Source organism: Brevibacterium sp. FME37, assembly GCF_014897485.1.
Taxonomy (GTDB): Bacteria; Actinomycetota; Actinomycetes; order Actinomycetales; family Brevibacteriaceae; genus Brevibacterium.
Window position 1 is genome coordinate 52,193 of sequence record NZ_JABUYE010000004.1, and the last position, 25,864, is coordinate 78,056.

23 protein-coding genes are annotated in these 25,864 nt (G+C 63.3%); 12 read left to right on the top strand and 11 right to left on the bottom strand.

Going from position 1 to position 25,864, the window contains the following annotated elements:
- Positions 1-23: 23 nt before the first annotated feature.
- Positions 24-623 carry a LysE/ArgO family amino acid transporter gene (locus tag INT29_RS06310; RefSeq protein WP_193071136.1) on the bottom strand — a complete coding sequence of 200 codons (600 nt, stop codon included), beginning with the start codon at positions 621-623 and terminating at the stop codon, positions 24-26.
- A 69-nt stretch (positions 624-692) separates the two neighbouring features.
- On the opposite strand from INT29_RS06310, the gene INT29_RS06315 reads away from it, so the two are divergent.
- Positions 693-1,628, top strand: coding sequence for an ArgP/LysG family DNA-binding transcriptional regulator (locus INT29_RS06315; RefSeq protein ID WP_226841696.1), 936 nt, complete (start codon positions 693-695; stop codon positions 1,626-1,628).
- A gap of 21 nt (positions 1,629-1,649) precedes the next feature.
- Here INT29_RS06315 and INT29_RS06320 read toward each other — a convergent pair whose 3' ends face one another.
- Positions 1,650-2,252 (bottom strand): TetR/AcrR family transcriptional regulator, encoded by a 603-nt coding sequence (locus INT29_RS06320; RefSeq protein ID WP_101574080.1) that lies wholly within the window; start codon positions 2,250-2,252, stop codon positions 1,650-1,652.
- A 179-nt stretch (positions 2,253-2,431) separates the two neighbouring features.
- On the opposite strand from INT29_RS06320, the gene INT29_RS06325 reads away from it, so the two are divergent.
- Positions 2,432-2,911 (top strand): hypothetical protein, encoded by a 480-nt coding sequence (locus tag INT29_RS06325; RefSeq protein WP_193071138.1) that lies wholly within the window; start codon positions 2,432-2,434, stop codon positions 2,909-2,911.
- Between the two features lie 73 nt (positions 2,912-2,984).
- Entirely contained in the window at positions 2,985-5,108 is a 2,124-nt protein-coding gene (locus tag INT29_RS06330) for a RecQ family ATP-dependent DNA helicase (RefSeq protein ID WP_193071139.1), read from the top strand.
- Positions 5,109-5,158: 50 nt separating this feature from the next.
- Here the strand turns inward: INT29_RS06330 and INT29_RS06335 are convergent, their stop codons facing one another.
- From INT29_RS06335 to INT29_RS06350, 4 genes are all read right to left on the bottom strand, one after another.
- A complete protein-coding gene (locus tag INT29_RS06335) occupies positions 5,159-5,668 on the bottom strand; it encodes a hypothetical protein (protein ID WP_319020851.1) in 510 nt (169 codons plus the stop codon).
- Positions 5,665-6,426, bottom strand: a complete 762-nt coding sequence (locus tag INT29_RS06340) for a VOC family protein (protein WP_193071140.1) — start codon at positions 6,424-6,426, stop codon at positions 5,665-5,667. Before INT29_RS06340 ends, INT29_RS06335 begins: the two co-directional genes overlap by 4 nt.
- Positions 6,427-6,459: 33 nt before the next feature.
- A complete protein-coding gene (locus tag INT29_RS06345) occupies positions 6,460-7,233 on the bottom strand; it encodes an isocitrate lyase/PEP mutase family protein (RefSeq protein ID WP_101574076.1) in 774 nt (257 codons plus the stop codon).
- 114 nt (positions 7,234-7,347) lie between these two features.
- Positions 7,348-9,072, bottom strand: a complete 1,725-nt coding sequence (locus INT29_RS06350) for an amidase (RefSeq protein ID WP_193071141.1) — start codon at positions 9,070-9,072, stop codon at positions 7,348-7,350.
- A gap of 173 nt (positions 9,073-9,245) precedes the next feature.
- Here INT29_RS06350 and INT29_RS06355 point away from each other — a divergent pair, with 173 nt between their 5' ends.
- A complete protein-coding gene (locus INT29_RS06355) occupies positions 9,246-9,860 on the top strand; it encodes a molybdenum cofactor guanylyltransferase (RefSeq protein ID WP_193071142.1) in 615 nt (204 codons plus the stop codon).
- A gap of 96 nt (positions 9,861-9,956) precedes the next feature.
- Here the strand turns inward: INT29_RS06355 and INT29_RS06360 are convergent, their stop codons facing one another.
- Entirely contained in the window at positions 9,957-11,612 is a 1,656-nt protein-coding gene (locus INT29_RS06360) for an APC family permease (protein WP_219618911.1), read from the bottom strand.
- 442 nt (positions 11,613-12,054) lie between these two features.
- Between INT29_RS06360 and INT29_RS06365 the strand changes: the two genes are divergently transcribed.
- Complete coding sequence (locus tag INT29_RS06365) at positions 12,055-12,753, top strand: GntR family transcriptional regulator (protein WP_180959047.1); 699 nt, start codon at positions 12,055-12,057, stop codon at positions 12,751-12,753.
- A gap of 7 nt (positions 12,754-12,760) precedes the next feature.
- Here INT29_RS06365 and ykgO read toward each other — a convergent pair whose 3' ends face one another.
- Complete coding sequence (gene ykgO, locus INT29_RS06370) at positions 12,761-12,883, bottom strand: type B 50S ribosomal protein L36 (protein WP_096162004.1); 123 nt, start codon at positions 12,881-12,883, stop codon at positions 12,761-12,763.
- Between the two features lie 68 nt (positions 12,884-12,951).
- On the opposite strand from ykgO, the gene INT29_RS06375 reads away from it, so the two are divergent.
- Positions 12,952-14,037, top strand: coding sequence for a GTP-binding protein (locus tag INT29_RS06375; RefSeq protein WP_193071143.1), 1,086 nt, complete (start codon positions 12,952-12,954; stop codon positions 14,035-14,037).
- 76 nt (positions 14,038-14,113) lie between these two features.
- Here the strand turns inward: INT29_RS06375 and INT29_RS06380 are convergent, their stop codons facing one another.
- Positions 14,114-14,527: a Fur family transcriptional regulator gene (locus INT29_RS06380; protein WP_180959050.1), complete on the bottom strand. Its 414-nt coding sequence runs from the start codon at positions 14,525-14,527 to the stop codon at positions 14,114-14,116.
- A gap of 133 nt (positions 14,528-14,660) precedes the next feature.
- On the opposite strand from INT29_RS06380, the gene INT29_RS06385 reads away from it, so the two are divergent.
- Positions 14,661-15,812 carry a CobW family GTP-binding protein gene (locus INT29_RS06385; RefSeq protein WP_193071144.1) on the top strand — a complete coding sequence of 384 codons (1,152 nt, stop codon included), beginning with the start codon at positions 14,661-14,663 and terminating at the stop codon, positions 15,810-15,812.
- Positions 15,813-16,113: 301 nt separating this feature from the next.
- A complete protein-coding gene (locus INT29_RS06390) occupies positions 16,114-19,794 on the top strand; it encodes an efflux RND transporter permease subunit (protein WP_319020852.1) in 3,681 nt (1,226 codons plus the stop codon).
- Positions 19,795-19,855: 61 nt separating this feature from the next.
- On the opposite strand, the gene aztA is transcribed toward INT29_RS06390, so the two are convergent.
- The gene (gene aztA / locus INT29_RS06395) at positions 19,856-20,488 is read right to left on the bottom strand and encodes a zinc ABC transporter ATP-binding protein AztA (RefSeq protein WP_193071145.1); all 633 of its coding nucleotides are present in this window, start codon (positions 20,486-20,488) and stop codon (positions 19,856-19,858) included.
- A gap of 29 nt (positions 20,489-20,517) precedes the next feature.
- Here aztA and aztB point away from each other — a divergent pair, with 29 nt between their 5' ends.
- The 4 genes from aztB (at position 20,518) to aztD (ending at position 24,867) form a co-directional block, all read left to right on the top strand.
- Positions 20,518-21,369, top strand: a complete 852-nt coding sequence (aztB, locus tag INT29_RS06400; RefSeq protein ID WP_193071146.1) for a zinc ABC transporter permease AztB — start codon at positions 20,518-20,520, stop codon at positions 21,367-21,369.
- A 9-nt stretch (positions 21,370-21,378) separates the two neighbouring features.
- Positions 21,379-22,611 carry a PQQ-binding-like beta-propeller repeat protein gene (locus INT29_RS06405; protein WP_193071147.1) on the top strand — a complete coding sequence of 411 codons (1,233 nt, stop codon included), beginning with the start codon at positions 21,379-21,381 and terminating at the stop codon, positions 22,609-22,611.
- A complete protein-coding gene (gene aztC / locus INT29_RS06410) occupies positions 22,611-23,534 on the top strand; it encodes a zinc ABC transporter substrate-binding protein AztC (RefSeq protein ID WP_193071148.1) in 924 nt (307 codons plus the stop codon). Before INT29_RS06405 ends, aztC begins: the two co-directional genes overlap by 1 nt.
- A gap of 82 nt (positions 23,535-23,616) precedes the next feature.
- Positions 23,617-24,867: a zinc metallochaperone AztD gene (aztD, locus tag INT29_RS06415; protein WP_193071149.1), complete on the top strand. Its 1,251-nt coding sequence runs from the start codon at positions 23,617-23,619 to the stop codon at positions 24,865-24,867.
- 36 nt (positions 24,868-24,903) lie between these two features.
- On the opposite strand, the gene INT29_RS06420 is transcribed toward aztD, so the two are convergent.
- Positions 24,904-25,710, bottom strand: coding sequence for a FadR/GntR family transcriptional regulator (locus INT29_RS06420; protein ID WP_096159862.1), 807 nt, complete (start codon positions 25,708-25,710; stop codon positions 24,904-24,906).
- Between the last annotated feature and the right edge of the window lie 154 nt (positions 25,711-25,864).

Below are 25,864 nucleotides of genomic sequence, written 5' to 3' on the forward strand. Positions count from 1 at the left end.
CCAGCCCTCCCGACAGCTGACTCCTACCCGAACGCAAGCCGTGCGGCCAGGACCACCAGCACCACGGCGATGACGATGTCGAGGATCTGCCACACCCGCGGCCGAGCCAGGTAGCCCGACAACGCCCGAGCGCCGTAGCCGATGCCGAGGAACCATGTGAGAGACCCGAACATCGCCCCGATGGTGAACGGCAAGACACCGCCAGGTCCCTGTTGGTTCGCCAGGTTGCCGAGCATGACGACAGTATCGAGGTATACCCCGGGATTCAGGAAGGTCAGCGCCAAAGTGGTGGCGATGATGGATTTCAGGCTGCGCTGATGTGTATCTGCGGTCAGCCCCGAAGCCTCGCGCGCTGACTTAAGGCTGCCCCACGCGTACCAGAGCAGATAGGCCACCCCTAGCCACCGCAGAATCTCCAGCGCCCACGGAGCCAGGAGAACGATCGCACCGATGCCTACAGTGCCCGATCCGATGAGTACGACGTCCGCGAGGATGCAGATGGTGAGCACCGCGCCGAGGTGCTCACGCCGAATCCCCTGGCGCAGGACGAGGGCATTCTGTGGTCCGACGGCGATGATGAGCGACCAGCCCGCGAGGGTTCCGCTGATGAGATGAGTGAGCACTCGAAAAGACTATGACGCGCACACTGATAAGAAAAACAACAGAATCTTCATCTGATGCACAATTGCTTAATGAACATCGATCATGTCAAAGCCCTGGCCGCCGTCGTCGACGAGGGCACGGTCGAAGGCGGAGCGTTCGTCCTCGGCGTCACGCCATCGGCGACGAGTCAGCGCATCCGCACTCTCGAGTCCCGCATCGGGCAGGTCCTCATCCGTCGCACGAACCCCATCACCGTCACCGAGGCTGGGGAGGCGGTGCTGAAATATGCGCGGGAGATTGAGCTCCTCGAGTCCGAAACCATGGATCGACTCCACGGTATCGACATCGACGCTCCCGACGGCATCGGTGCCGACGGGACCGTATCCAAGGGTGGACGACGCAGAGAACCGACGGTGCTGCGAATCGGAGTCAACGCCGATTCGCTCTCGACCTGGTTCCGACCGATCTTCGCCGAGGTGGCGAAATGGGATGACATCGTCATCCGAATCGAGGTCGCTGACCAGGGCAATGCCCTGCCGCTGCTGACGTCGGGGGAAGTACTGGGCACCATCACCTCGGCAGCCGCAGGCGGCTACGGCACCCAGGTGCAGAAGCTCGGATCGATGCGCTATGTTGCAGTGGCCACGAAAGGGCTGCTCGCGAAGTACGGAGCCGACGTTGGCGCGGGATCATTCGCCGAGGTGGGTCTGGGATCCCTGCCCATGGTGAACTTCGGCAAGGACGATGACCTCCAATTCGACTTCCTCCGCCGGGCCGGGGTGACGACGATTCCGCCGATGTCGGTGGTACCCAGCTCCTGGGAATTCGCGGCCGCCGTCGAAGCCGGGGTCGGCTGGGGCCTGATCCCCAGCATGCAGCTGGGAGGTCTCAGTCGGGACCTAGTGCAGATCACCGCGCAGCCGAACATCGATGTGCCGTTGTACTGGCACCACTGGAACCTCGCCTCGGAGAAGCTCGGACGACTCACGCAGGCTCTCCAGCAGGCGGCGGCCCAGATGCGCTGAGCTACGGGCTGGGCAGTGCGCCTATCTTCGCGGATCGGGAGCGGGCGCGAGCACCTTTGAGATCAGCCACCTGAGGTGATCGAGCGCGGCATCGACGGTGACCCGTTCGGGGGTGACGATTGAGTGAAGGGCCAGCCCGTCGAGCATGGTGAACAAAGCAGTCGCCGATGGTGCCACCTCGGCGGGGTCGAGGTGGCCTTCGCCGGCCAGGATCTCAAGCCAGCGATGCAGGCATGTGTAGGTGAAGTCGTGGCCGTACTCGAGCAGCCGTCGGGTCACCGCACGGCGTTCGGGGCCAAGCGCGCTGATGTGCATCGTGAGCCACAGTTCAAGCTGCATCTCACGGTGTTCGTGGTTAGGAAGGAACTGCGCGCAGCACTCAAAGAGCCGCTCGCCCGGATCCCGACTGGAATCGGTGATCGAGAAGTCCTTGACTGCCATGTCCATGGAGCCGCGAGTAATCGCCTCATGCAGATCAGCCTGGGTGGGGAAATAGTGGCGCAGCGTCGAGGCACCGATTCCGGCTTCCTTGGCGACCGCCCGCACGCTGAGGCTGGCCTGCCCAGGTGGAGCCTGCTCAGCCAGTCGGATCGCTGCAGAGATGATGTCATCGCGTTTGGACATTCGTGCTCTCCTCAGTCTCGCAATCCGAATTCAGTCTCGCGCATCATTGTCGTCTTCTGTATAGTACAGCGTACTAGTACACTGTACTGCGTCGCCGAGTTCGTGTGTCGAGAATGACCAGGAGGCTCATGTGCAACGCGTCGACCGTGACTCCGTACCAATGAAAATGGAGCCTCAGAATGATCGAAAGCATCCAGAACTTCGCCGGGTCGATTCCGGACTGGCTGCAATGGGCGGGCATCATCCTCGTCTCTGCCGTCCCCTTCGTCGAATCCTATTTCGGCTCCGTCATCGGCGTCGCGATCGGTCTGCACCCGGTCGTCGCCATCCTCATGGCGATCATCGGCAATGTGGCCTCGATGCTCGCATTCGTCTACGGCGCCGGAGCGATCCGAGACAAGGCGACGAAGAACCGCGAGAAGGACGCCGAGCCCTCGCAGAAGCGGCAGCGACTCAAGCGCATGTTCGACAAGTTCGGGGTCCCCGGCGTTTCGCTCCTGGGACAGACCCTGTTGCCGTCGCAGATCACCTCGTCGGCCATGGTGGGCTTCGGCGCGAACCGCAACGCCGTAGCGTTCTGGCAGAGCATCTCGATCGTCCTGTGGGGAGTGCTCTTCGGCGTGCTCGCCACCTTGGGAGTCAACCTCGCACTGAGGTGACGAGTCAGGGGTTGAAGGCGCGGTCGCGCGTACTCGATGGGCCCGCGTCAGTGGTGACACCTAGACTGGGCCCATGACCGAATCCACCCCGACCGCAACGACCATCGACGCCGACGAATTCGCCGTTCAGGCTCAACGTATCCTGGCCGAGCTCACCGCGAATCCCAACGCTGAGTTCCGAGATGGTCAGCTCGAATCGATTCGCGATCTCGTCGTGGAGAAGAAGCGAGTCCTCGTGGTCCAGCGCACCGGTTGGGGCAAGTCGGCCGTGTACTTCGTGGCAACCAGGATGCTTCGAACAGCAGGCACCGGTCCTAGCCTCATCATCTCGCCGCTGCTGGCTCTTATGCGCGACCAGATCGCCGCTGCCGAACGCGCCGGAGTTCGCGCAGCCAGCCTCAACTCTTCCAACGTCACCGAGTGGGACGCCGTCCTCGATGACCTCAGAGCCGGCAACCTCGACGTTCTGCTCGTCTCGCCCGAACGGCTGAATAACCCCCAGTTCCGCGACGAAGTCCTGCCACAGCTTCTCGCGTTCCTCGGCCTCATCGTCGTCGACGAGGCGCATTGCATCTCCGACTGGGGCCACGACTTCCGCCCCGACTACCGGCGCATCGGCCGCATCCTGTCCGAACTGCCCGGCAACACCCCCGTCTTGGCCACGACAGCCACCGCCAACTCCCGCGTCGTCACCGATGTTGCCGAACAGCTCGGCCAAGACACCACAGTCGTCCGCGGCGAGCTTGCCCGTGACTCCCTGAGGTTGGGCGTCCTGCCGGGCCTCGACGCGAGTGGGCGTATCGCCTGGCTGACCTCCCACCTCGGCGATTTCACCGGCTCGGGAATCATCTACACGCTCACGGTCAGCGCCGCCGAGGACATCACAAGGATCCTGCGCGATCAAGGCCATGAGGTCCGTGCCTACACCGGCCGCACCGACTCGGAAGAGCGAGCCGAACTCGAACAGCGCCTCAAAGACAACCAGATCAAGGCACTCGTGGCCACCTCGGCGCTGGGAATGGGCTTCGACAAACCCGACCTCGGATTCGTCATCCACATCGGGGCTCCATCGTCTGCCGTCGCCTACTACCAGCAGGTTGGTCGCGCCGGCCGAGCAACGGACTCCGCCGATGTCCTGCTCCTGCCCGGTGCTGAAGACCAGGAGATCTGGAACTACTTCGCCACCGCATCGATGCCCAGCCAGTCCGATGCCAACGCCGTGCTTCAGGCCCTTGCCGAGGCGGACGGCCCCCTGTCCGTGGCCCGCTTGGAGACCCTTGTCGGCACCAAGCGAACCCGTCTTCAGCTGCTGCTGAAGACGCTGGAAGTCGAAGACGCCGTAACTAAGATCAAGGGCGGATACGTCTCGACAGGTCAAGGCTGGACCTACGACCAAGAGAGATACGAGAAGGTCGCGGCCGTGCGGGCGGCAGAAGCACAGGCGATGCTGGACTACGAGTCGACTCGTGAGTGCCGGATGGAGTTCCTCATTCGGCAGCTCGATGATCCGGAGCCCAAACCCTGTGGGCGCTGCGACAACTGTGCCGGAGTCTGGTGGTCGGCCGAGATTTCGGACGAGAGCAGACAGACCACGGCAGGGACTCTGCATCGCATTGGTCTGCCCGTCGATCCGCGCAGCACTTGGCCCAGTGGAATGGCCAATATCGGGGTTCCGCTCAAGGGCCGCATCCCAGCCGGAGAGCTGGCTGCCGAAGGACGGGCTATTGCTCGACTCAGCGACCTGGGACAGGGGCAGACTCTGCGGTCGTTCCTTGCACCGGATGCTCCCGATGCTGAGGTCCCTGTGCAGATCGGCAAATGGTGCCTCGAGGTCCTGAGCCAGTGGGACTGGGACATCAGGCCCGAGGTTGTTGTGTCGGTACCGAGCGCGCGGAGGCCGACGACCGTGAGGTCGCTGGCGGCGAACCTGGCGTCTGCCGGCCGGCTCATCGACGGCGGCGAGCTGTTGCAGGTCCATGATCACGGTAGCCCGGAGGTCAACAGTGCCTTCCGGGTGAAGGATCTCTACGATGCATTCGTCGTTCCGCCCGAGGTCGAGGAAACGGTGGCCGGGAAGGCAGTGCTGCTCGTCGACGACGAGGTGGTCTCCCGCTGGACGATGGCGATCGGGGCACGACTGCTCAGGCAGGCGGGAGCCACCGCGGTGCTGCCGTTTGCTTTGGCGCTGCGCGGCTGACTTTGCGCGGCTGACACTGAGCAGCTGACGCCAAACAGGCAGTATCGGCATCAGCGTGCCGCATGCATGTCCTTGACCAGCCTCGGCGTCCGCCGACGACCGACCTCGGTGGCCCACTGTGTCCACGGATACGAGAGCCGCACGACAAAGTAGTTGATGTACTCGGCGACTCCGAACGCCCAGATGAGGATCACGATGACGGCTGCCAGTGGGGTTGCAGGAAAATTCGCAACCGCTCCTATCAGGCCAGCGAGCAGAATGATCGGGTTGATGAATTTCAGCCTGCGGAACATCCTCGCCATCATGAACGGCATTCGACCTGGTGCGCTCCGTCCCTGATCGGAACGGTGCCACGACCGGGCCAGCAGCCAGTAGACACCTGCCTGAAGAAGAACGAACTCCAGCGGCACGAGTGCAAACCACAATGCGGCGACTGCGCCAGACGATGTGAGCTGCTCCTGCCAGGCAAAGGCGGCAGCCGCAAACACTGCGACCGCCGCCAGTTCGCCAAGGCCCAAACTCAGATACTGCTTGCGTATCCGAGAGAAGCGATCACTCACGGGTTCTGCTGGAGCTGGAAGGTCGCTCCTTCCGGATCGGTGACGGTGACGATGCGGCCATACGGTGAGTCTTCCGGACCGGCGAGCACCTTCCCGCCGAGCTCAGCCACTCGCGTTGCAGTAGCGTCGGCGTCTTCGACGTTGATGTAGTCACGCCAGAAGGACACCTGAGTCCATTCGCTGGCGTCGCAGATGCCGGCCACAGCATTGTCACCGGCTCCATGAGTCGAATACGGGAAGCCCTCCATCGCCACCAGCTCGAAGGAGAAGACGTTCCGGTAGAACTCCTGTGCGACGGGATAGTCCAACGTCATGAGTTCGAACCACACCGGAGTCCCAGGAGTCAGCGGAGTGTCGAAGCCGGTGAAATCGCCAGGCTGCCACATGCCTACGCCGGCTCCGGTGGGATCGGTGATGACTGCCATCTGGCCCAGTGGTCCGACGGACATCGGCTCGGCGATCGGAGCGGCCCCGGCGGTGAGTGCCGTCGCGTACGTGTTCGCGATGTCGTTGGTATGCAGATAGGTCGTCCACATCGCCGGGATCATCGGGTTCGGTGTGCCGTCCATGTTCATGGCGCGCATGGCTCCGCCGACCGTGGCACCGTCCTTCGTGATCATGTTGTAGTGGCCGAAGTCTGGTCCCTGATCTTCGAACTTCCACCCGAAGATCTCGGAGTAGAACTTCGTCGTGGACTCGAAATCGTGACAGGTGTAATCGATCCAGACAGGTTGTCCTTCGCGAAGATCCTCAGGCATTGCGTCTCCTCATCATTGCGGTTGGCATAGCTGTCAGTGCCAGTTTCGGGTGAACTTGGCGAAATAGTCGTACATTGCGGACTGCAGCAGGGGCCCGAAAGTCACACGCTTCACCCCGAACTCCTGCAGCTGCGAGAGATCGAGTTCGTCGGGTACGGCGCCTTTGACCGGGTGAGCGGTGACATTGAGCGGCAGTCTTACCTGGGACAATATGGACTTGAGTGTGTCGGTGTTCGGCAACCTGACGGGATAGACGGAATCCGCACCCGACTCGGCGCACAGATTGAGGCGACGGATCGCCTCGGCGGTGGGATCCTCGAAATCATTGGGATTCTTGAAGACATCGGTGCGGGCGTTGATGACCACGTGCACCCGTTGCGCGTCTGCGGCGCGACGCAGATCTCCGATGTACTCGGCATGTTCCTCAGCGCTGCGCATTCGTCCCTCGCTGTGGACGGTGTCCTCAATGTTGACACCCACCGCGCCGGCTTCGAGGAGTCCGGCGATGAGATCCGGTGCCGGGGTGTCGTAGCCGGATTCCAGATCGGCGCTGACCGGTACATCGACAGAGCCGCACACGCGGGCGATCCCTGCCAGCGCCTGGCTGAGGCTCATGGTCTCGCCGTCCGCGGAGCCCACGGAGTCGGCGAGAGGATGGGAGCCGATGCTCAGAGCCTCGAATCCGGCATTGACCATGGCCTGGGCTGACCAGGCATCCCACACTGTCGGCAGGACGATCGGACGATCCTGATGATGGGCTTCGAGTAGAGCGGACGCGCGTTCAGCAAGAACAGAGAAATCGGTCATGTCCAATACTGTTCCACCGATTGCTGGCTACGATCCAGTAATCTGGCGATTTCACCCGAAGGTTTCAGACTTACTCACTCGGCGTGGACTGCCGGATTCACAGCTTCGGCATGCTCACAGCCTCGGCGTGCGCGGAGGCTCCTCGCGTCGACTACCGGTGGCTTCGAAGGCTGCGGCGAGTTCGATGAGCAACGTATCGTCCCAGCCGCGGCCTGAGATCGTGAGCCCGATGGGGATGCCGGTGTCAGACATCGTGCCCATGGGCACAGTTACCGAGGGGATGCCCAGATGCCGTGGCACCAGATTGCCGTTGGCAACCCAGGTGCCGTTGCGCCACCCAAGATCCGCTGAAGCCTCGTTGACATCCATATCGGCCGGGCCCACATCGGCCATTGCCGGGTAGACCACGGCGTCGAAGCCGTTGGCGTCCATCCATTCTTCAAGGTCGATACGGCGAGTCACCTCGAGGCCTCGAATGCCGTCTTCGAGATCGGGGATCTCCGTCACAGAGCCGTAGCCGTCCTCGCGCACCAGTCGCGGGTATTCGGCGATATCGTCCTCGAACCCTGTGAACCGATCGGGGAGGGCGCCGTCAGGGTGGGGGAAGATCTTCGTCCCGTCCACCTCGGTCAGCGTTGACAGGTTCGGATCACCGTTGGCAGCCAGGAAATCGTCCCAGGCCCAAGCGGAGAGGTCGTTGATCTCCCGATCGAGGAAGTCGGTGCTCACGATGCCGCGGGTCTTGATCGTCGGAGCACCGGGACGATCGCCCTCGTAGTTGCTCACCACTGGAAAGTCGGTTTCGATGACCTCAGCTCCGGCGGCCTCGAGGTCGCGACGGGCCTGTTCCCACGCTGAGATCACCGAGGCTCGAGTCTCGATCCGCTGTCCGGTGGGCCCGCCGATGCCGCCCTCGGGATTCGTGCCCGCCTCGGGGTCGGCGTTGATGTACATCTTCGGGATGCCGAAGCGCTTGCCTGCCAGTGTGGAGTGTGCCGAAGCGGCATCGGTTGGAAGCAGCGCGGCATAGGAATCGGGTCGGATGGCAGAAGCAGGGGGAATCTCGACCCAGGGCTGGACTCGCCAGAAGTCACCGCGAGTCTCGGCGTCGTCGGCGACGATGATGTCGAGGACCTCGCACAGGTCGGCCATCGAGCGGGTGTGGGGGACGACGACGTCCATCGTGGGCACCAGAGACCAATTGCCGCGCACGGAGATGACTCCGCGAGAAGGAGTGTAGGCGATGAGCGCGTTGTGTGAGGCCGGAGCCCGACCCGAGGACCAGGTCTCCTCGCCGAGACCGAAGGCGGCGAAACTGGCGGTCGTTGCGGTACCGGAGCCGTTGGAGGAACCCGAGGCGAAGGCGCTGGTCAGCCACTGCGCGCTATAGGGGCTTTCGGCTCGGCCGTAGAGTCCGCGCTGCATGCCGCCGTTGGCCATCGGGGGCATGTTGGTCAGACCGAGGCAGATGGCCCCGGCACCGCGGAGGCGCTCGATGGTGAAGGCGTCCTTCTGTGCGATGAGTTCGGCGAAGGCGGGGGAGCCCGCGGCCACGGTCAGTCCGGTGACCATGTAGCTGTCCTTCGCGGTGTACGGGATTCCGTCGAGAGGGCCCAGCGTCTGACCCCGGGCTCGTCGCTCATCGGAGGTGGCCGCCTCGGCGAGGGCATCCGGGTTGGATACGATCACGGAGTTGAGCCGGGTCTCAGTATCGGGGCCGTCGAATGCGGCGATGCGAGCCAGGTAGTCCTCGACCAGCCCCACCGAGGTGGTTGTCCCATCCTCGAGGGCCGCTCGCAGTGAGGCGATGGATGCTTCGACAATATCGAACTTCGTCATTCGCGATTCCTCCGTGCAGATCAGGTTCGTGTGGGCGCCCCGTCGGGGTCGACGATGCTCCCGCTGGATGCAGTCCGCAATGAACTGGTGATGCTTCACAGTATTGCTCACCTGCGTCGGCAATGTCGTGCGAATCTCGTTGTCGACGATGTCCTCCCGCGTAGGATCGGGGCATGTCTATCCGTGCGATCATACTCAGCGGCGGCCGTTCGAACCGCTTCGGCGGCGTCCACAAACCCGCAGTCGAGTTGGGCGGGATCACGGTGATCTCCCGCATCCTCCGCGCAGTGCGCATGACCGATCCCGACGCCGAGGTGTGTGTGGCCGGACCGATTGATGGGCTGTCTGCCACGGAGCAGGAATCCGTGCAGTCTGTTCGGGAGGAACCCGCTTTCGCCGGTCCTTTGGCCGGGATCGCAGCGGCGTGTGCTGCCGTTCGAGGCGCCGCCTCAGCCGGACCTGCGGATGTGACCCTGGTGCTGGCCGCGGACATGCCCATGATCACGGCCGGCCACCTCGGCGGTCTGATTGAAGCATGTAGGCGGACAGGCTCTCCGTCGGCGGGAACTGATGACCGGGGCAAGATCCAGTTCCTCTGCGCCGCATGGCCGACGCAGCTGCTGCTCGCGCGCTTGGAAGCCATCGGCGATCCCACTAACGGTGCGGTGAAGTGGCTGTTCACCGGGCTCAATCCCATTCTCGTTGACGTGGATCCGGGTATCGTTGCTGACTTTGACACAGTGGCCGACTTCGATCGCATCCGTACCCTCAACGACAAGGACAGCTGAATCTGGTTCCTTCAACGACGAAGCTGCCTCGGCGCATTGGAGCGTCGAGGCAGCTTCGAGAACAGATCAGGCAGTACGAACTCAGGACATACGAACTCAGTCGTCGACGCGCTGAGTCTGCTCGATGGCTTCGACCGACTCCTCAGGGGTCAGTCGGCAGCTGATGCCGACGTAGAAGACGATGACCGAGAAGATCACCGTGACGATCTCACCCCAGACGAAGCCCATGATGTCGAGTCCACCGCCGTAATGGCCGATGAGGCTGAGGAGGACCAGGCCGACCATCCACAGGATCATCCACCAGCCGGAGCGCATCTTCAGGTCCGGCAGGCGAGCCTTGTCCTTGGCGAAGATGTGGTGGAGGATCATGACGACGTAACCGATGGCGACGGCGAGGAAGAGCTTCCAGTTCGTTTCCCATCCTGTCCAGTAGACGATGAGGTTCGCGCAGATGAAGCCGATGATGGGCAGCACGTCGTTGCCAGGCAGTTTGAACGGACGTTCCTGCTCAGGCAGCTGACGCCGCAGCGCGGCGACGACCACCGGGCCCGTGGCGAATGAGAGTACGGTGCCGGAGGTGATGAATCCGACCAGTTTCGCCCATGAGGGGAAGGGCAGGAACATGATGCAGGAGACGATGAAGACGACGAGCAGTGAGATCCAGGGGACGCCGTGCTTGTTGAGCTTGGCCAGGGCGCGTGGGGCGTTGCCGACCTTCGCCTGTGAATAGGACAGGCGAGGAGCCAGCGCGGTGTAGATCAGGCCGGTGTCAGCGGGGGAGACGATCGCATCACCGTAGAGGATGACTGCCAGCCATACGGCGCCCAGCAGCAGGGAGATCTCAGCCAGAGGACCCGCATCGTTGGTGAAGGCCAGTTTCGCCCAACCACCGTCGAGGAGGTCCGAGGGCAGTGCGCCGATGAAGGCCGCCTGCAGTGCGATGTAGATGACGCCGGTGACGAGGATCGATCCGATGACTGCGAAGGGGACATTCTTCTGCGGGTTCGTCGTCTCACCGGCGAACTCGACGCCTTGACGGAAACCGAGGTAGGAGAAGACGATGCCGGCAGCAGGCAGGGCTGCGAAGATCGGTCCGATTCCGTTGGGTGCGAATCCGCCGAACTGCTGGCTCGCGAAGTGACCGGGGTTGAACGAGAGAGCGAAGAACACGACGATGACCAGCAGGATGACGGCGAGCTTCCACCACACGAGGACGTTGTTGAACCGAGCGAAGAGCTGGACTCCGTAGAGATTGATGAAGCTGAAGACCAGCATCAGAGCAATGCTCACCGCAATGCCCGGGCCTGTGAGGACGGCGACGTCATCGACGGTGTGCATCAGCCAGGGAAGGTAGCTCGACGCGTACTGAACGGCGGCCATGACCTCGATGGGCACGGTCGCCGCCACAGACAGCCAGGTGATCCACCCGCTGGTGAAGCTGGCGAATGAGCCGAAGGAGAAGTGGGGGAAGCGAATGACGCCACCGGCGACGGGGAACATCACGCCGAGCTCCGCATAGTTCAGCGCCACGAAGATCATCATGACGGCGCCGAGCGCCCAGGAGATGAGTGATGCCGGACCGACCATCACGGAGGCGTTGAACGCGCCGAAGAGCCAACCGGAGCCGATGATCGAACCGACGCCGGTGAATAGGAGACCGATTTTTCCGATGTCTCTCTTGAGGCCCTTATCGGCCCGGACTTCGACCTTCGTTGGTCGTCCGGACGCCGGGGGAATGATTGTGGACATCATTGCCCTTTCAATTGTGTAAATAGCTTTCAACTTTTGAAGTTTCTCTCCTGGAGTGGGTGATGTCAATCACGTTGATAGTGATTTCCGGCCCTCGGGGGCGCGCATATATACCGCATGTGACCTGGGTCGATAGTCAGGCTTTCGAACAACGACAAGATATCGCGTCGAATGGATCCAATGCCGAAACAGGCTTCGCTATAGAGCCCATTAATATCTGTCATCGCTGAATGCCCAGTTGCCAGATTGGATCCAATTATGCTCAGAATTCCCAGGCAGCAGTTCCGCAGTTCAGGTGCCTTTGGTCCAAATGGGCCCAGATTGCAGTTTGATTGCAATCGGCGCGGAGTGTCTCGAGTCGATGATCATTGCGGACCTTGGGATCCGCCGTCTCGCAGCGTGTGGGCGACTATGCTTCACGGCAGAGGGCGAAAGTATGAAAGGGATGCGAACTGTGACACACGATCAGGCGGCCAGCGCCAGAATCGCGGCCGAGCTGAGGTCGCGGATCATCAAGGGAGTTCTCGTCCCTGGAACCAGGATCAGGCAGGAGGAGATCGCCGAGGAATTCGGCGTGAGCAGGCTGCCGATCAGGGAGACCCTGCACATCCTCGAATCCTCTGGACTGGTCACCCTGGTGGCATCGACTGGAGCGTGGGTGTCAACGCTTAATCTTGACGAATGCCGGGAGATCTACCTGATGCGGGAACGGCTGGAGCCGCTGCTGCTGGGGATGGCGATGCCCACTCACACTGCAGATTCCTTTGCCGAGTTCGAAGCCAGTGCCCAGCGGGTGGAGGCGGCGACGTCGAGTGGTGACTTCCTTGAGTGTGACCATGATTTCCATCGGGCACTGATGGCAGGCCCGACGACGATCAGGCTCCACGACACTGTCGAGCACCTGTGGAATCTCACCCACTATTACCGCAGGCAGCTGCTGGCTCCGGACGGAATCACCCGACGTTCCCGGCGGGAGGACATCTTCGCCGAGCACCGCATGATCCTTCGGGCCGTGATCGATGGCGATGTCGAATCCGCGGAGGCGATGATGGCCCTGCATATTCGCCACACCCGAAAGCTCGTTGAGCTCAACCCCGAGATCTTCACGCACGGCAGTGCGGGCGGCCCCAGGCGTTCGCGCTGAGCTCGGATCAGCCCTGACGTGCCTTGAATCTGGGATTGAGCTTGTTGATGACATAGACGCGGCCGCGTCTGCGCACGACCTGTGAACCCGGCTGCTTCTTGATCGAGCGCAGAGATCTGCGAACCTTCATGACTGATCTCCTTAATGAGAATGAGTATTGTTAGGTTTAACAATAGATTCTTTGAGGGAAGGATGCCAATGCCAGAGTCAAGTGATGCCGATGTCGATGTGATTGCGGTGACTGGCGCGTGTGCGCAGGAGAGGGGCAGGTGCGCCCGGAGCATAGCGGAAGTCCGGGGATTCGTCTTCGTCCCTGCCGAGCAGACGGGTCAAGGACTCGAAGCCGTCGACAGGGCAGTCAATCTGATGCGCAAGGCGATCCACGTTCCCGGCGTCGTCCTGGAATACCCACTGGAGGTACCGGTGGTGGAGATCGTCGGCTCCCTCACGGCTCCGGACGCGGGGACGACTCTCCTCGACCTCGTCTGCGTCCTCGACGTGGGATGTATGCTTGCTGATCTTGACTCTGAGGAGCTCATCAGAGTCCCCCTGGCGAGTGATGCGAGGGACGGAGGCGTCATCGCCTCGAAGGCTGAGCTGCTCGTCGCTCAGATCGAATTCGCTTCGACGATCGCAGTTGTAAACGGAAGCTCGCTCCAGCCGAAGGCGCTCGAGCGGGCTGCCTCGCTGCTCAGCCATCTAGCCCCAAGTGCTGAGCAGAGACTCGTCGCGAATCCCTGCAGCCGGCACGGTCGCGACGGTCTCGGTGGTCGCGACGGTTTCGAAGTGCTCGGTCGTGCCGGGAGGACCTACGCGCAGCGGCCGCCGGATGCCGGCTGGGTGGCGATCCTCAACCAAGAATTTCCACCGCAACGGCAATCCTGCGTGGTCGAAGCCATTCGGTACGAGCAGTATCGCCCCTTCCACCCAGGTCGCCTGAATCACGCGCTGAAGGCATGCCTGTTTCAGGGGCACTGCGGACACATTCTGCGCTCGGCCGGATTTGCACGATTGGCCACACGTCCGCACATCACCGCTCAGTGGGATCAGGTCGGCCGCATATTCACGCTGTCACCATTGGCGTTCGACGACAGCCCCGGCGCTGGGGCCGAGCTTCTCGCGTTCGGTCAGGACCTGGCGTTCATCGGCACCGGACTCGACGAGCTCCGGCTGCGGCAGGTCCTCGACGAGGCCGCCCTCAGCGATGCGGAGCTGGAGGCCGGGCCGATGGAGTGGGCGGGCTACCCCGACGAATTTCCGGCGTGGAGCACAACGGCGACGTAGGTTCGCCGATGCTGTCCGCCGACGACTGCAACTGGTTCTTCGCTGGCGATTGCAACCGGTTCATCGCTGGCGACCGCTACCGGTTCTTGGCCAGGGCGGCGCACTCAGCGCAGAGACCGAAGATCTCGAACACATGTCGAGTGACTTCGAATCCATGTGATTGTGCCGTGGTGGTGATCCAGTCCTCGCTGGGCGGTTCCACCTCAACGGCTTTGCCGCAGTTCTCGCACACCAGGTGGTGGTGATGTTCATCCTGGGTGCAGGCGCGGAACAGCTGTTTCTCGGCAATGGTGATGGAGTCGGCGTGCCCGGACTCGCTCAGGGAGTTGAGCTGTCGGTAGACGGTGGCCAGCCCCACTGTGTGTCCCTGATCCTCAAGCGTCCGATGCAGCTGTTGGGCGGAGACGAAGCGCTTCTCGCTCTCGAGGGCGGAGCGGATCACGGCCTTCTGAGCCGTACTGCGGGTCTTCTTGGGCTCTTCAGCCGTCATGTCCTTGTGCCTCCGACGCTGCAGCGCAGTTGGTCCTGTGAGCATATGCGCATACGTTGATATGTTCCAATATTAATGAAAAACATTACCATTAGCGGATGACGAGCGTCCCGATGGCAGATGTGGAGGAGATGTGAACAGGAAGCAGTCTGCAGGAGCCGTCCCGGTGATCCTCCTGACTGGCTACTTGGGGGCGGGTAAGACCAGTCTGCTCAATCACCTGCTGCGCCATCCCGATGCGCGCATCGGGGTCGTCGTCAATGACTTCGGCGACCTCAACATCGACGCGGGCCTCGTCGTCGGGCAGGTCGATGAGCCCTTCTCCATCTCGGGCGGATGCATCTGCTGCCTTGATGATGACACTTCGCTCGAAGACGCACTCACCGCACTGGCGAAACCACGGCTGCGTCTCGACGCCATCATCGTCGAAGCCAGCGGTTTCGCCGAACCGCTGACACTGGCCCGGATGGTTACCCGCATGGGCCACCACCGCTTCCACCTCGGCGGGGTCATCGACGTCGTCGACGCCACCATGCATGCCGCGACGGTCGACACCGAAACCGCACCGCCGATGCGCTACGCGGCGACGACCCTGGTGCTTGTCAACAAGCTCGATCAGCTCCCCGTCGCGGACCGGGACACGGCTGTCGCTGCGATCCGGGAACGGGTCCATCAGCGCAATCCGCGACTCCTGGTCGTCGGCACCAGCTACGGCCGTCTCGACCCGGCGCTGATCTTCGACCCCGGTTCAGGGGCCGAACGAGGCGGCGACGGAACACGGTCGGGTGACAGTTCAACCGGGGATGCAGGCGCAAGCGCAGACCCCATCCAAGCGGAACTTCCGATCCGGGAACTCATCCGACAGGCTTACGCCGAGGCCGCTCAGACGGGCTTCGACGGTGAAGGTGAGAGCGCCCCCGTCCACCATCACGCACAGTCGGTGACGATCACTGGCGGCGGGTCTGCTGATGCTGGTGCCGTGCTGGACTTCCTCGAGGACCTGCCTGCCGGGGTCTACCGGGTGAAGGGCTCGATTCTTGTCGACGACAGAGCCGGAAGCAGGCGCTATGGGCTCCAAGCGGTAGGCCCGAACGTCTATGTGTCGGCGGTTGCGCCGCAATCGACAGCCGCACCGCAGAAGGAGCGCTGGGACAGTGCGCTGGTCGTCATCGGCGAGTCCTTCGACGAAGGGGCTGTCAGGGCGAGGCTGAAGGCCGCGTTGCGCAACGACGGAGGCGCGAACGGAGTGGAGCGACTCCGCCACTACGTACGCCTGCACAGCTGAGAGCAGTGAGGCGCCGATCTGCGCCGAGACCCGTCAGTGGTGTTTCCGGAATCCAAGACGGAGGAAAACACCCGCGCCCGCAGCCCACGGCGCTCATATGATCGAATCATGACCGATCTCCCATGCCTCACTCAGCCTTTTGGGGGAGAAAGAAGACAACTTTCGGGGGACGCGTCGACCAGCCCGGCCTGAAAGACTGAACTCGTTCCACCCTCGCCCGGACCATCCCCGACACACCGCCCCACAGAATCACTTGAACACCCATCCGCAGCTCCCGCATGCCCAAAACCCGGAGGAACCCGTGTCCCTGATCACCAGGATGAGTCTGAAGAACCGCCTCATCGTCGGCCTGCTCACCCTTGTGATCGCCGTTTTCGGCGTCATTGCGACCACCTCGCTCAACCAGGAGACGATGCCCTCGGTCGAGCTGCCAGGCACCTCGGTGCAGGTCACGGTTCCGGGAGCCTCACCCGAGGTCGTCGAGGAATCGGTGACCAAACCGATCGAAACCGCGCTCGAAGGGGTCGGAGACCTCGAGACGGTGAGCACAACCTCCTCGGCGGGATCGATGTCGGCCAACGTCACCTGGCCCTTCGGCAAGGATGCCGAGGAGATGACGGACTCTGTGCGCTCCGCCGTCGACTCTGCGAAGGCAGACCTTCCCGACGGCGCCGAGGCGGAGGTGCTCTCCCAGCAGATCGACGACGTTCCGGTGGTCATGTTCGCCGTCTCCGGGGGAGAGGACTCGCAGAAGCTCGGCGATCTCGTTGAGACTGAACTCGTCCCCGAGCTCCAAAGCGTCGCGGGCGTATCCAGCGTCGACGTGGCCGGGCAGAACGAGCAGCGAGTCAACATCAGCTTCCGTCCCGACGACGTCAACGATAAGAACGTCGTCACCACCTCGGTGCCGGACGAACTCACAGCCGCCGGAAGCGTCGTGCCCGCAGGTCAGAGCGCACAGGGGAGCAAATCACTGTCTGTGGAGGTCGGTACCGAACTGGACGCCGTCAAGGAGATCGAGAAGACCCCGCTGCGCACCGCTGACGGTACGGTCCTGCTAGGCGACGTCGCCGATGTCGAACTCGACTCCGTGGATAAGACCTCGTACTCGCGCGCCGATGGCAAGGATGCCGTGACGGTGTCGGTGACCAAGGGCCAGGACGACAACGTCGTTGAGGTCTCCCACGGAGTCAATGAGGTCCTCGAGAAGATGGGACCCGAACTCGGCGACGACATTTCCTTCTCCACGATCTTCGACCAGGCTCCCGAGATCGAGAAGTCGATCCATGACCTGTCGGTCGAAGGCGGGCTGGGACTGTTCTTTGCGATCCTCGTGATCCTGGCCTTCCTCGGCTCCTTCCGATCCACCGTGGTCGCCGCGATCTCGATCCCGATGTCGCTGCTGATCGCGATGATCGGTCTCATGGTCGGCGAATACACCTTGAACATCTTGACCCTGGGAGCCCTGACCATCGCCGTCGGCCGTGTCGTCGACGATTCCATCGTCGTCATCGAGAACATCCGCAGACGGCAGGGTACGAGCGACCTGACGGTCGATGACATCGTCGCCTCTGTCAAGCAGGTGGCCGGAGCCATCACGGCCTCGACCCTGACCACTGTGGCCGTGTTCCTGCCCATCGCCTTCGTCGACGGCATCGCCGGACAGCTGTTCCGACCATTCTCCGTGACCGTGACACTGGCTCTGCTCGGTTCGCTCCTTGTCGCGCTGACGATCGTTCCGGTCTTCAGCTACTGGGTCCTGCGGAAGAGCCCGAAGCCCCTGTCGCCGAAGCGCCAGGCTGCCACCGACGCAAGCTATGAGGCATGGGCCCGAAAACATCGGGAGAAGGGCATCAAGCGCGCTGAGAAACGACAGTCGAGGATCGACAGGAAGAATGCCAAACGCGGTGCCAAGGGCAAGACGCTGCTCCCGGCGGCGACTGCCGATGCTCCGGTGACGCCGATGCCCGGTGACGGTGAGGCCTCGGACAGGGTCGACCGTCTGCAGCAGCGAAGCCTGCCGGCTATCCTGGCCGCACTTCGACACCCATGGCGCACGATCGTCATCTCCGTGGCGATCTTCGCCGTGACGATGATGATGGCCAGCTTCCTCAAGACTGACCTCCTCGGGGCCGCAGGGCAGAACTCTCTCTACATCGCGCAGACTCTGCCAGCCGGAGCCTCGCTCGAGGCCAGTGATGAGGCGGCGAAGAAGATCGAAGACGTTCTCGCCTCCGACCCGGACGTCGACACCTACTCGACGACCGTCAACGGACCCGAAACCGGTTCCGAGAACTCCTTCAACATCACCCTGAAGGACGATTCCGAAGCGGAGGTCGCAACGAACCGGCTGTCGAACCAGATCGACGGACTTGGCGACGATGTCGGCGAGATCGATCTCCAAGACGCTTCAGGCAGTGCAAATGAGGACGTGGAGATCAAACTCTCCGGCTCTGATCTGTCAGCGCTGGGCGAGGCCGCCGATTCCGTGACGAAGAAGATGAGTGAGACCGAGGGCGTGACGAACGCCCGCAATGACCTCGCCTCCGATCAGCCGATCATCCACGTCGATGTGAACCGGGAGAAGGCCGCGGACTACGGCTACAGCCAGGCAGAGGTGGGGCAGGCCATTGCGGCAGCCCTGCACGGAAGTGAAGCCGGAACTCTGACGCTGGAGGGCAAGGAGCGAGATATCTTCCTCGCCCCGACCCACCCCGATGCGACTCCAGACGAGATCCGAGCTTTGGAGCTTCCGGTCACCGAGGTGCAGACGCAGAATGCCCAGGAAGACGCGACCGATGCCGTTGAGGAGAAGACCGACCGCAGGGCCGAGGAAGCCAAGGCTAAGGCCGAAGAGGAATCAGCCGACCAGCTTGACTCGGCCCGGGAGGCCCGAGACAACGCCGCCGATCAGCTCGAAGAAGCACGGAAGGCTCTGCGAGATGCCCAGAATCCACCGCCGGCTCCGAGCCCCGGCGACATGGCAGCCGACCAGGTGGAACAGGCAGAAGAAGGCGTCGAACAGGCAGAGAAGGGCCTGAACGAGGCCAACGACGCCATCGACGACCTCGTCGACAGCCAGCGCGAGCAGGAGGAGAGCCAGGCCGAGGAGCAGGACCTCGCCGACGAACAGGCGGCGATCCCCGACATCAAGGGCGACCCGATCACGGTCGATGAGATCGCCAGCGTCGACGAGACCGAAACCCCAGCCACCGTCACCCGGGAGGACGGAAACCGTCAGGTCACAGTGTTCGCCACCCCTGCCGAAGGACAGCTCAACCCGGTCTCCGCGAAGGCACAGGAACTGACCTCGAGCATGGATCTGCCCGATGGCGTGAGCTTCGACGTCGGAGGTGCAAGCCAGGAGCAGGCCGACTCCTTCGCCCAGCTCGGATGGGCCATGCTCGTGGCGATCGCGCTGGTCTTCCTCGTCATGATCGCGACCTTCCGCAGCTTCGTCCAGCCGCTCATCCTGCTCGTGTCGATTCCGTTCGCCGCGACCGGTGCCGTGCTGCTGTTGCTGCTGACCGGCACACCGCTGGGCATCCCCTCGCTCATCGGCCTCCTCATGCTCATCGGCATCGTGGTGACCAACGCGATCGTGCTCATCGACCTCGTCAACAAGCTGCGCGAGCACGGGATGGGACTATGGGACGCGATCATCCACGGCACCCGACTGCGACTGCGCCCGATCCTGATGACTGCCGCCGCCACGGTCTTCGCCCTCGTGCCCATGTCACTGGGACTCACCGGCGGGGGAGTCTTCATCTCCCAGCCGCTGGCGATCGTCGTCATCGGCGGCCTCACCTCCTCGACCGTGCTGACCCTGATCCTCGTGCCCGCCCTCTACCTCCTCGTCGAGCGGCGCAAGGAGCGCCGGGCGGAACACAAAGAGGCGAAGGCTGCGGCTAAGCATGAGGCCGATCAGCACAGAATCGATGAAGAGACCGCCGAGGTGGCCGCCCGTCCCGTAGATGAGTGAGGTTCCGTGCGGCGACGGTTCACTGCCGCGGGAGTTCTGGTGATCGAGTTCTGGCGAGTGCTCACCGAAACGCGAGCGCACCCTGGCGCAGATGGACGACGTGGTCGGCCCGAGCTGCCTGGGTGCGCTCGTGCGTGGCCATGACGATTGTGGCGCCGCGGCTGCGCTCGGAGTCGATGGCCAGGGTGATGTCCTCGGCCGCGCGGGCATCGATTCCGGCCAGAGGTTCATCGAGGAGCAGCAGGTCCGCGCGTTGTGCCAGACCTTGCGCCACCAGGGCACGCTGGCGCTGACCCCCGGAAAGTGACCCGAGGCGACGCGAGGCGAGGTCGTCGATGTGCAGCTGAGCGAGGCAGTCGTCGACGATCCGCTGATCATCACTGCTGTGGCGGGCGAAGAGGCCCCGTGCGCTCCATCTGCCCATGGCCACGACCTGTCTGACGGTGATCGGAAGGTGGTCCGGAGCAGAACTGCGCTGTGGCACGAAGGCCACAGTGGACGGCAGGCCGGATATCGATCCCTGTGTCGGTCTGAGCAGGCCTGCCAGTGCCATGAGCACCGTTGACTTGCCTGAGCCGTTGGCGCCGACGAGTGCCGTGACTCGGCCCAGGGGCGCGGCCAGGGTGATCTGGTCGAGAGCGAGATGGGCACCATAGTGAGCGCTGAGGTTGGTGAGGGTGATCGGATTGTCCACGCTCTAACAATAATGGTTATCATCATCGAATGGAATTCCTGTTCGCGCCCTTCGAGGTGTCCTTCGTTCTCCGTGCCCTCATTGCCGGTGTGCTCGCTGCCGTGCTTTGTGGGTGCATCGGCACCTGGGTCGTCCTGCGCGGCCTGGCCTTCTTCGGGGATGCGATGTCGCACGGGATGCTGCCGGGAGTCGCAATCGCGGCGCTCCTCGGCGGTCAGCTCATGATCGGCGCGGCGGCCAGTGCGCTGGTGATGGCGGCCGGGATCACCTGGGTATCGCGCGAGTCGAAGCTGTCCCAAGACGTCGGCATCGGACTGCTCTTCGTCGGAATGCTGGCCATCGGCGTGGTCATCGTGTCCCACTCCCAATCATTCGCCGTCGACCTCACGGGCTTCCTGTTCGGTGACGTGCTCGGGGTCCGCGGCCAGGACCTGATCATCCTCACAGTCGCAGCCTGCCTCGGAGTGCTGGCCTGCATTCTGTTGCACAGGCCGTTCCTCGCGCTCGCCTTCGATGAGCGAAAAGCCGCAACTCTGGGTATGCGGCCCGGTTGGGCTCATATCGCGATGCTCATGCTCACAGCCCTGGCGGTTGTCGCATCGTTCCAGGTCGTCGGCACTCTCCTCGTCTTCGGACTCCTCATTGGACCCCCGGCCACGGCCTGCCTCCTGTTCGACCGCGTCGGGGCAATCATGGCAGCGGCCTCGGTGATCGGTGTGTTCTCGTGCTTCTTCGGGCTGCTCGTGAGCTGGTATGCCCAGACGTCTGCCGGCGCGACCATTGCGCTGCTCACCGTCCTCATCTTCTTCGCGGTGCTCGTCGCGAGGCGGGTGAAAAGTGCGCTACAATACTTTCAACACAATGAGAACCATTATCAATAGAAAGATCTCATGACGAGGACAACTGCATTCGCCGCACCGAGCGCGGCACTGATCGCACTGCTCGCCCTGACCGGGTGCCAGGGCCAACAAGCGGACAGCGGGGCCAACAGCCCCAGTCAATCGACGGCGCCCCACGGATATGTCGAAGGGGCAGAGGAGGCCGACGAGCCGCAGCTGCGGCTGGCCGTCAGTGATGCGAAGACCGGCGCGGTCTCGGTCATCGACCTGCTCACCGAGGATGTCGTGGAGAAGGTCGAAGGCTCACCATCGACGACCCTGGCGGGGGCAGATTCCCGGTACCTCTACCTCGGCGATGGTGAAGCCGGAACGGTCGCAGCCGTCGACACGGGGGCGTGGACGGTCGACCACGGCGATCACAGGCACTACTACAAGGCCGAGGCGAAGACCATCGGTCAGGTCGACGGGGCCGACCCCGCGCACGTCGTCTCGACCCCGACCGAGGTCGCCTTCTTCTTCGACGGCGAGGGCCGGGCGAAGATCTATGACCGGAGCGCCCTCGGCGATGGTGAACTCACTCAGCTCGGCACCGTGAAACCGGGTGCCCACCACGGAGTGACGGTCCCCTTCGAGGATCACTTCGTGTCCACGCTTCCAGGGGACAAGGCCGATGATCTGCCTTCCGAACTCACCGTGTACGACGACAAGGGTCAGGCCTCGCCGATCGATGCGACATGCGAGGAGATCCACGGAGCCGGAGTCACTCGCGACGGGCTGGTCTTCGCCTGCGCCGACGGCGTGATCAGGGTCGATGAGGACTTCGACGCCGAGGTGCTGCCCTACCCCGAGGACACCGATGAGCGCACGTGGTCCGTGGAGGTCGGACGAGACCTCGCCGCGACCCCCTTCGATGATGGTGGAATCGGGATCCTCGATGCGACGACGGACGAGTGGACGTTCGCCGACACCGACGCCGAGGTGGTCTCCGCCGGCATCGCCCCCGACGATTCCGTGGTCGTGGCCCTGGACGAAGACGGGACCATCTATTCGCTGGACCCAGAGACCGGGAAGGTGCTGACGAAGAAGAAGCTCATCGCACCCTTCGACGCGAAGAGTCAGGGCCACGGAGCCGGACCCTCGGTGGCCGTGGACAGCGAACGCACCTATGTCAGCGACCCTGCCTCGGGAACAGTGCTCGAACTCGACCCGGCCGATGGCCTGCGTGAGGCGCGCAGCTTCGACCTCGGCGGGGCACCCGCAAGCCTGGCGGTGACGGGGCGGTGATGGGCACACGACGGCACCACCTCGCAGCAGTGGCGCTCACGCTGGCCACGCTCGGATCACTGACCGCCTGCGCGGAAGGACACGATGAGCCGTCGATCGTGGTGACGACGAACATCCTCGGCGATGTCGTGCACAGCCTCGTCGGAGACCACGCGGCGGTCACGGTGCTGATGAAGCCGAACTCCGATCCGCATTCCTTCGGCATCTCGGCGAAGGAAGCCGGAGCAATGGAGGATGCCGATCTCATCATCGGCAACGGACTGGGGCTTGAAGAGGGGTTGTCGGCGAACCTCGACAACGCGCGCAGCGAAGGGGTGCGCGTCCTTGAGGTCGGTGAGCACATCGATCCCCTTGAGTACACCTCGGGCGGCAGTGCGGGGACGCCCGACCCGCACTTCTGGACCGATCCCGCGCGGATGGTCGCCGCCGTCGATGTCATCACCTCGGCGCTGGGGGAGGAGGTCGGTGATGACCTCGCCGAGGCGATCGAACCGTCCGTGACCTCGTATCGGGGGCAGCTTGACGACCTCGATGCCGAAATCGAAGAGATCGCCGAGTCGATCCCTGCCGAGAACCGGAAGCTCGTGACGAACCATCACGTGTTCGGCTACTTCGCGAAGCGCTTCGACTTCGAGGTCATCGGGGCGGTGCTGCCAAGCGGAACCACACTGGCCTCACCTTCGGCAGCCGATCTCGAAGAGCTTGCCCGCACGGTCGAGGATGCCGGCGTGCCCACGATCTTCGCGGACTCCTCGCAGCCGCAGAAGCTCGCCGAGGCACTGTCTGATGAAGTCGACCTCGATGTCGAAGTGACAGCGCTGTTCTCGGAATCGCTGACCGAACCCGACGGGGAGGCCGGAACCTACATCGACATGCAGCGAACCAACGCGCAGGCCATCGCAGACGGACTCGTGCCCCGCTGACGAGCGCTTCTCCGCGAGGCACACAGCCTCGCACCACCACAGATCACGGACACGCCATCATGGAAATAGGGAAGAGAGAAGAATGAGAACACAACGAACCCTGATTGCCCCACTGGCTGCGAGCGCGGCCGTCACCGCCCTCCTGCTGAGCGGATGCGGCGGCACCGGCGCGGAGGCCGACCCCGACAGCGGCGAGCAGGCAGACACAGCGGAAACCTCGGACGCCGAACAGGTCGAGGAGACGCAGCCACGGCTGATCACCACCTATGACGGCGGCATCCTCACTCTGGACGCGAGGACGCTCGAGGTCATCGACGACACGAAGCTCGAGGGCTTCAACCGAGTGAATCCAGTCGGCGACGGACGGCACGTCATGGTCTCGGTGGCCAGCGGATTCCAGCTCTTCGACGCCGGAGTCTGGACCGAAGAGCACGGCGACCATACCCACAGCTTCGCCGGATCGCCTGAACTCACCGACAAGGTCTACGAAACCGATACCCCAGGTCACGTCGTGCGCCACGGTGGTTCGACGGTGCTCTTCGGCGACGGCGACGGACGGATGCAGATCTTCGACACCAATGCCTTCGGTGACGGCACACCCGAACCCGAGGTCAAAGAAGCAGAAGAGGCACACCACGGTGTGGCAGTGCAGTTGGAGAACGGCAACGTCCTGCACACCATCGGCAACGAGGAGGAGCGCTCGGGGGCGAAGGTCGTTGATGCCGAAGGAAATGAGATCGCCCGCAATGAGGACTGCCCGGGCGTCCACGGGGAGGCCGCTGCCCAGGACGAGGCGATCGCCGTCGGCTGTGAGGATGGAATCCTCTACTACAAGGACGGGAAGTTCACGAAGGTCGACTCCCCGGACAGCTATGGTCGGATCGGCAATCAGGCAGGATCTGATGACTCGCCGGTCGTGCTCGGCGACTACAAGGTCGACGAGGATGCCGAACTCGAACGTCCGGAGAAGGTCACCCTGACGAACACGGAGACCGGGACGATGAAACTCGTCGACCTCGACTCCTCGTACAGCTTCCGTTCCCTGGCCCGCGGACCCGAGGGTGAGGCACTTGTGCTCGGCACCGACGGCAAGCTCAACGTCATCGACCCGGAGTCCGGCACGATCACCGACTCACACCCGGTCACCGAAGCATGGAAGGAACCTGTCGACTGGCAGCAGCCCCGGCCGACGCTCTTCGTGCAGGGGGAGAAGGCCTACGTCTCCGAACCTGACAAGAGTCAGCTTCACATCGTGGATCTGGCCACCGGCGAAGTTGAGAAGAGCGCCGAACTGCCCCACGCCAGCAACGAAGTCACCGGTGTGACCGGCTGACGCCCGCGCCCATCCGCGCTCCTGCCGGCCCCGCGCTCATCCGCGCTCCTGCCGGCTCTGCGTCAGGCGCGGCAGGGCGGCGGTGGCTGATCGGATATGGTCTTCGGTCAGCTGCACCGCGTGATCGGTGTCGCGGTCGACGATCGCCTGCATGATCGCATGATGTTCCTCCTGCAGCTGCGCCATCAGAGCGCGCGGATTCTCGACCTCGTGGAAGGCATCGAGGATGGGCCGACGCAGAGAGCCGCGGATGGCCTCCGTGAGATCTGAGAGCAGCTGATTCTCCGAGGCATGGGCGATGGCCACATGGAAGGCGGTATCGGCATCATTGAAGGTCTCCAAGCTCACGCCCGGTGTGTCCATGATCGCCAGCGAGGCATTCATGCCGGCCAAGGCGTCGTCGTGGACCCGTCCGGTCGCCAGGGCGATGCTTGAGCGCTCGAGTTGGATGCGCGTTTCGATGGCCTCCTCGATGCTGAAGTTCGCCAGGGCCACATGCAGGCGCAGGAACCGAGTCAGGGCCTCCTTGGGCATGGAGGCGATGAAGGTGCCGGCCGACTTGCCGGAGCCGACGTTCGACACGACGACGCCGAGGGACTCCATGACGCGCAGCGCCTCACGCACCGCCGCGCGACTGACCTGAAGTTTGGCGGCCAGCTCACGTTCCGAGGGGAGCGGATCGCCGACGGTGAGGGACCCGGAGGTGATCTGCTCCTCGATCGCATTGATGACGAGCTCGTGGGTGCTCGATCGGGCAACCGGCTTCCAGCTCGGTCCCTGAGGCGCATTGACGGTGTGACCTGCGGCGGTGTCGTCGTCCTTGCTGACTGATTCACTGGTCATGAGTACTCACTTTTCGCACCTCGCCATCATCCCATGAGTGGGACCCTGCCTCATCGGGGGCAGAACCTTGACCTGGATCACATTCGGTCCTACACTCACTTTAGTGGTCTGACCACACAAAGGACATACTGAAACCCATCGAATATGCATGTTC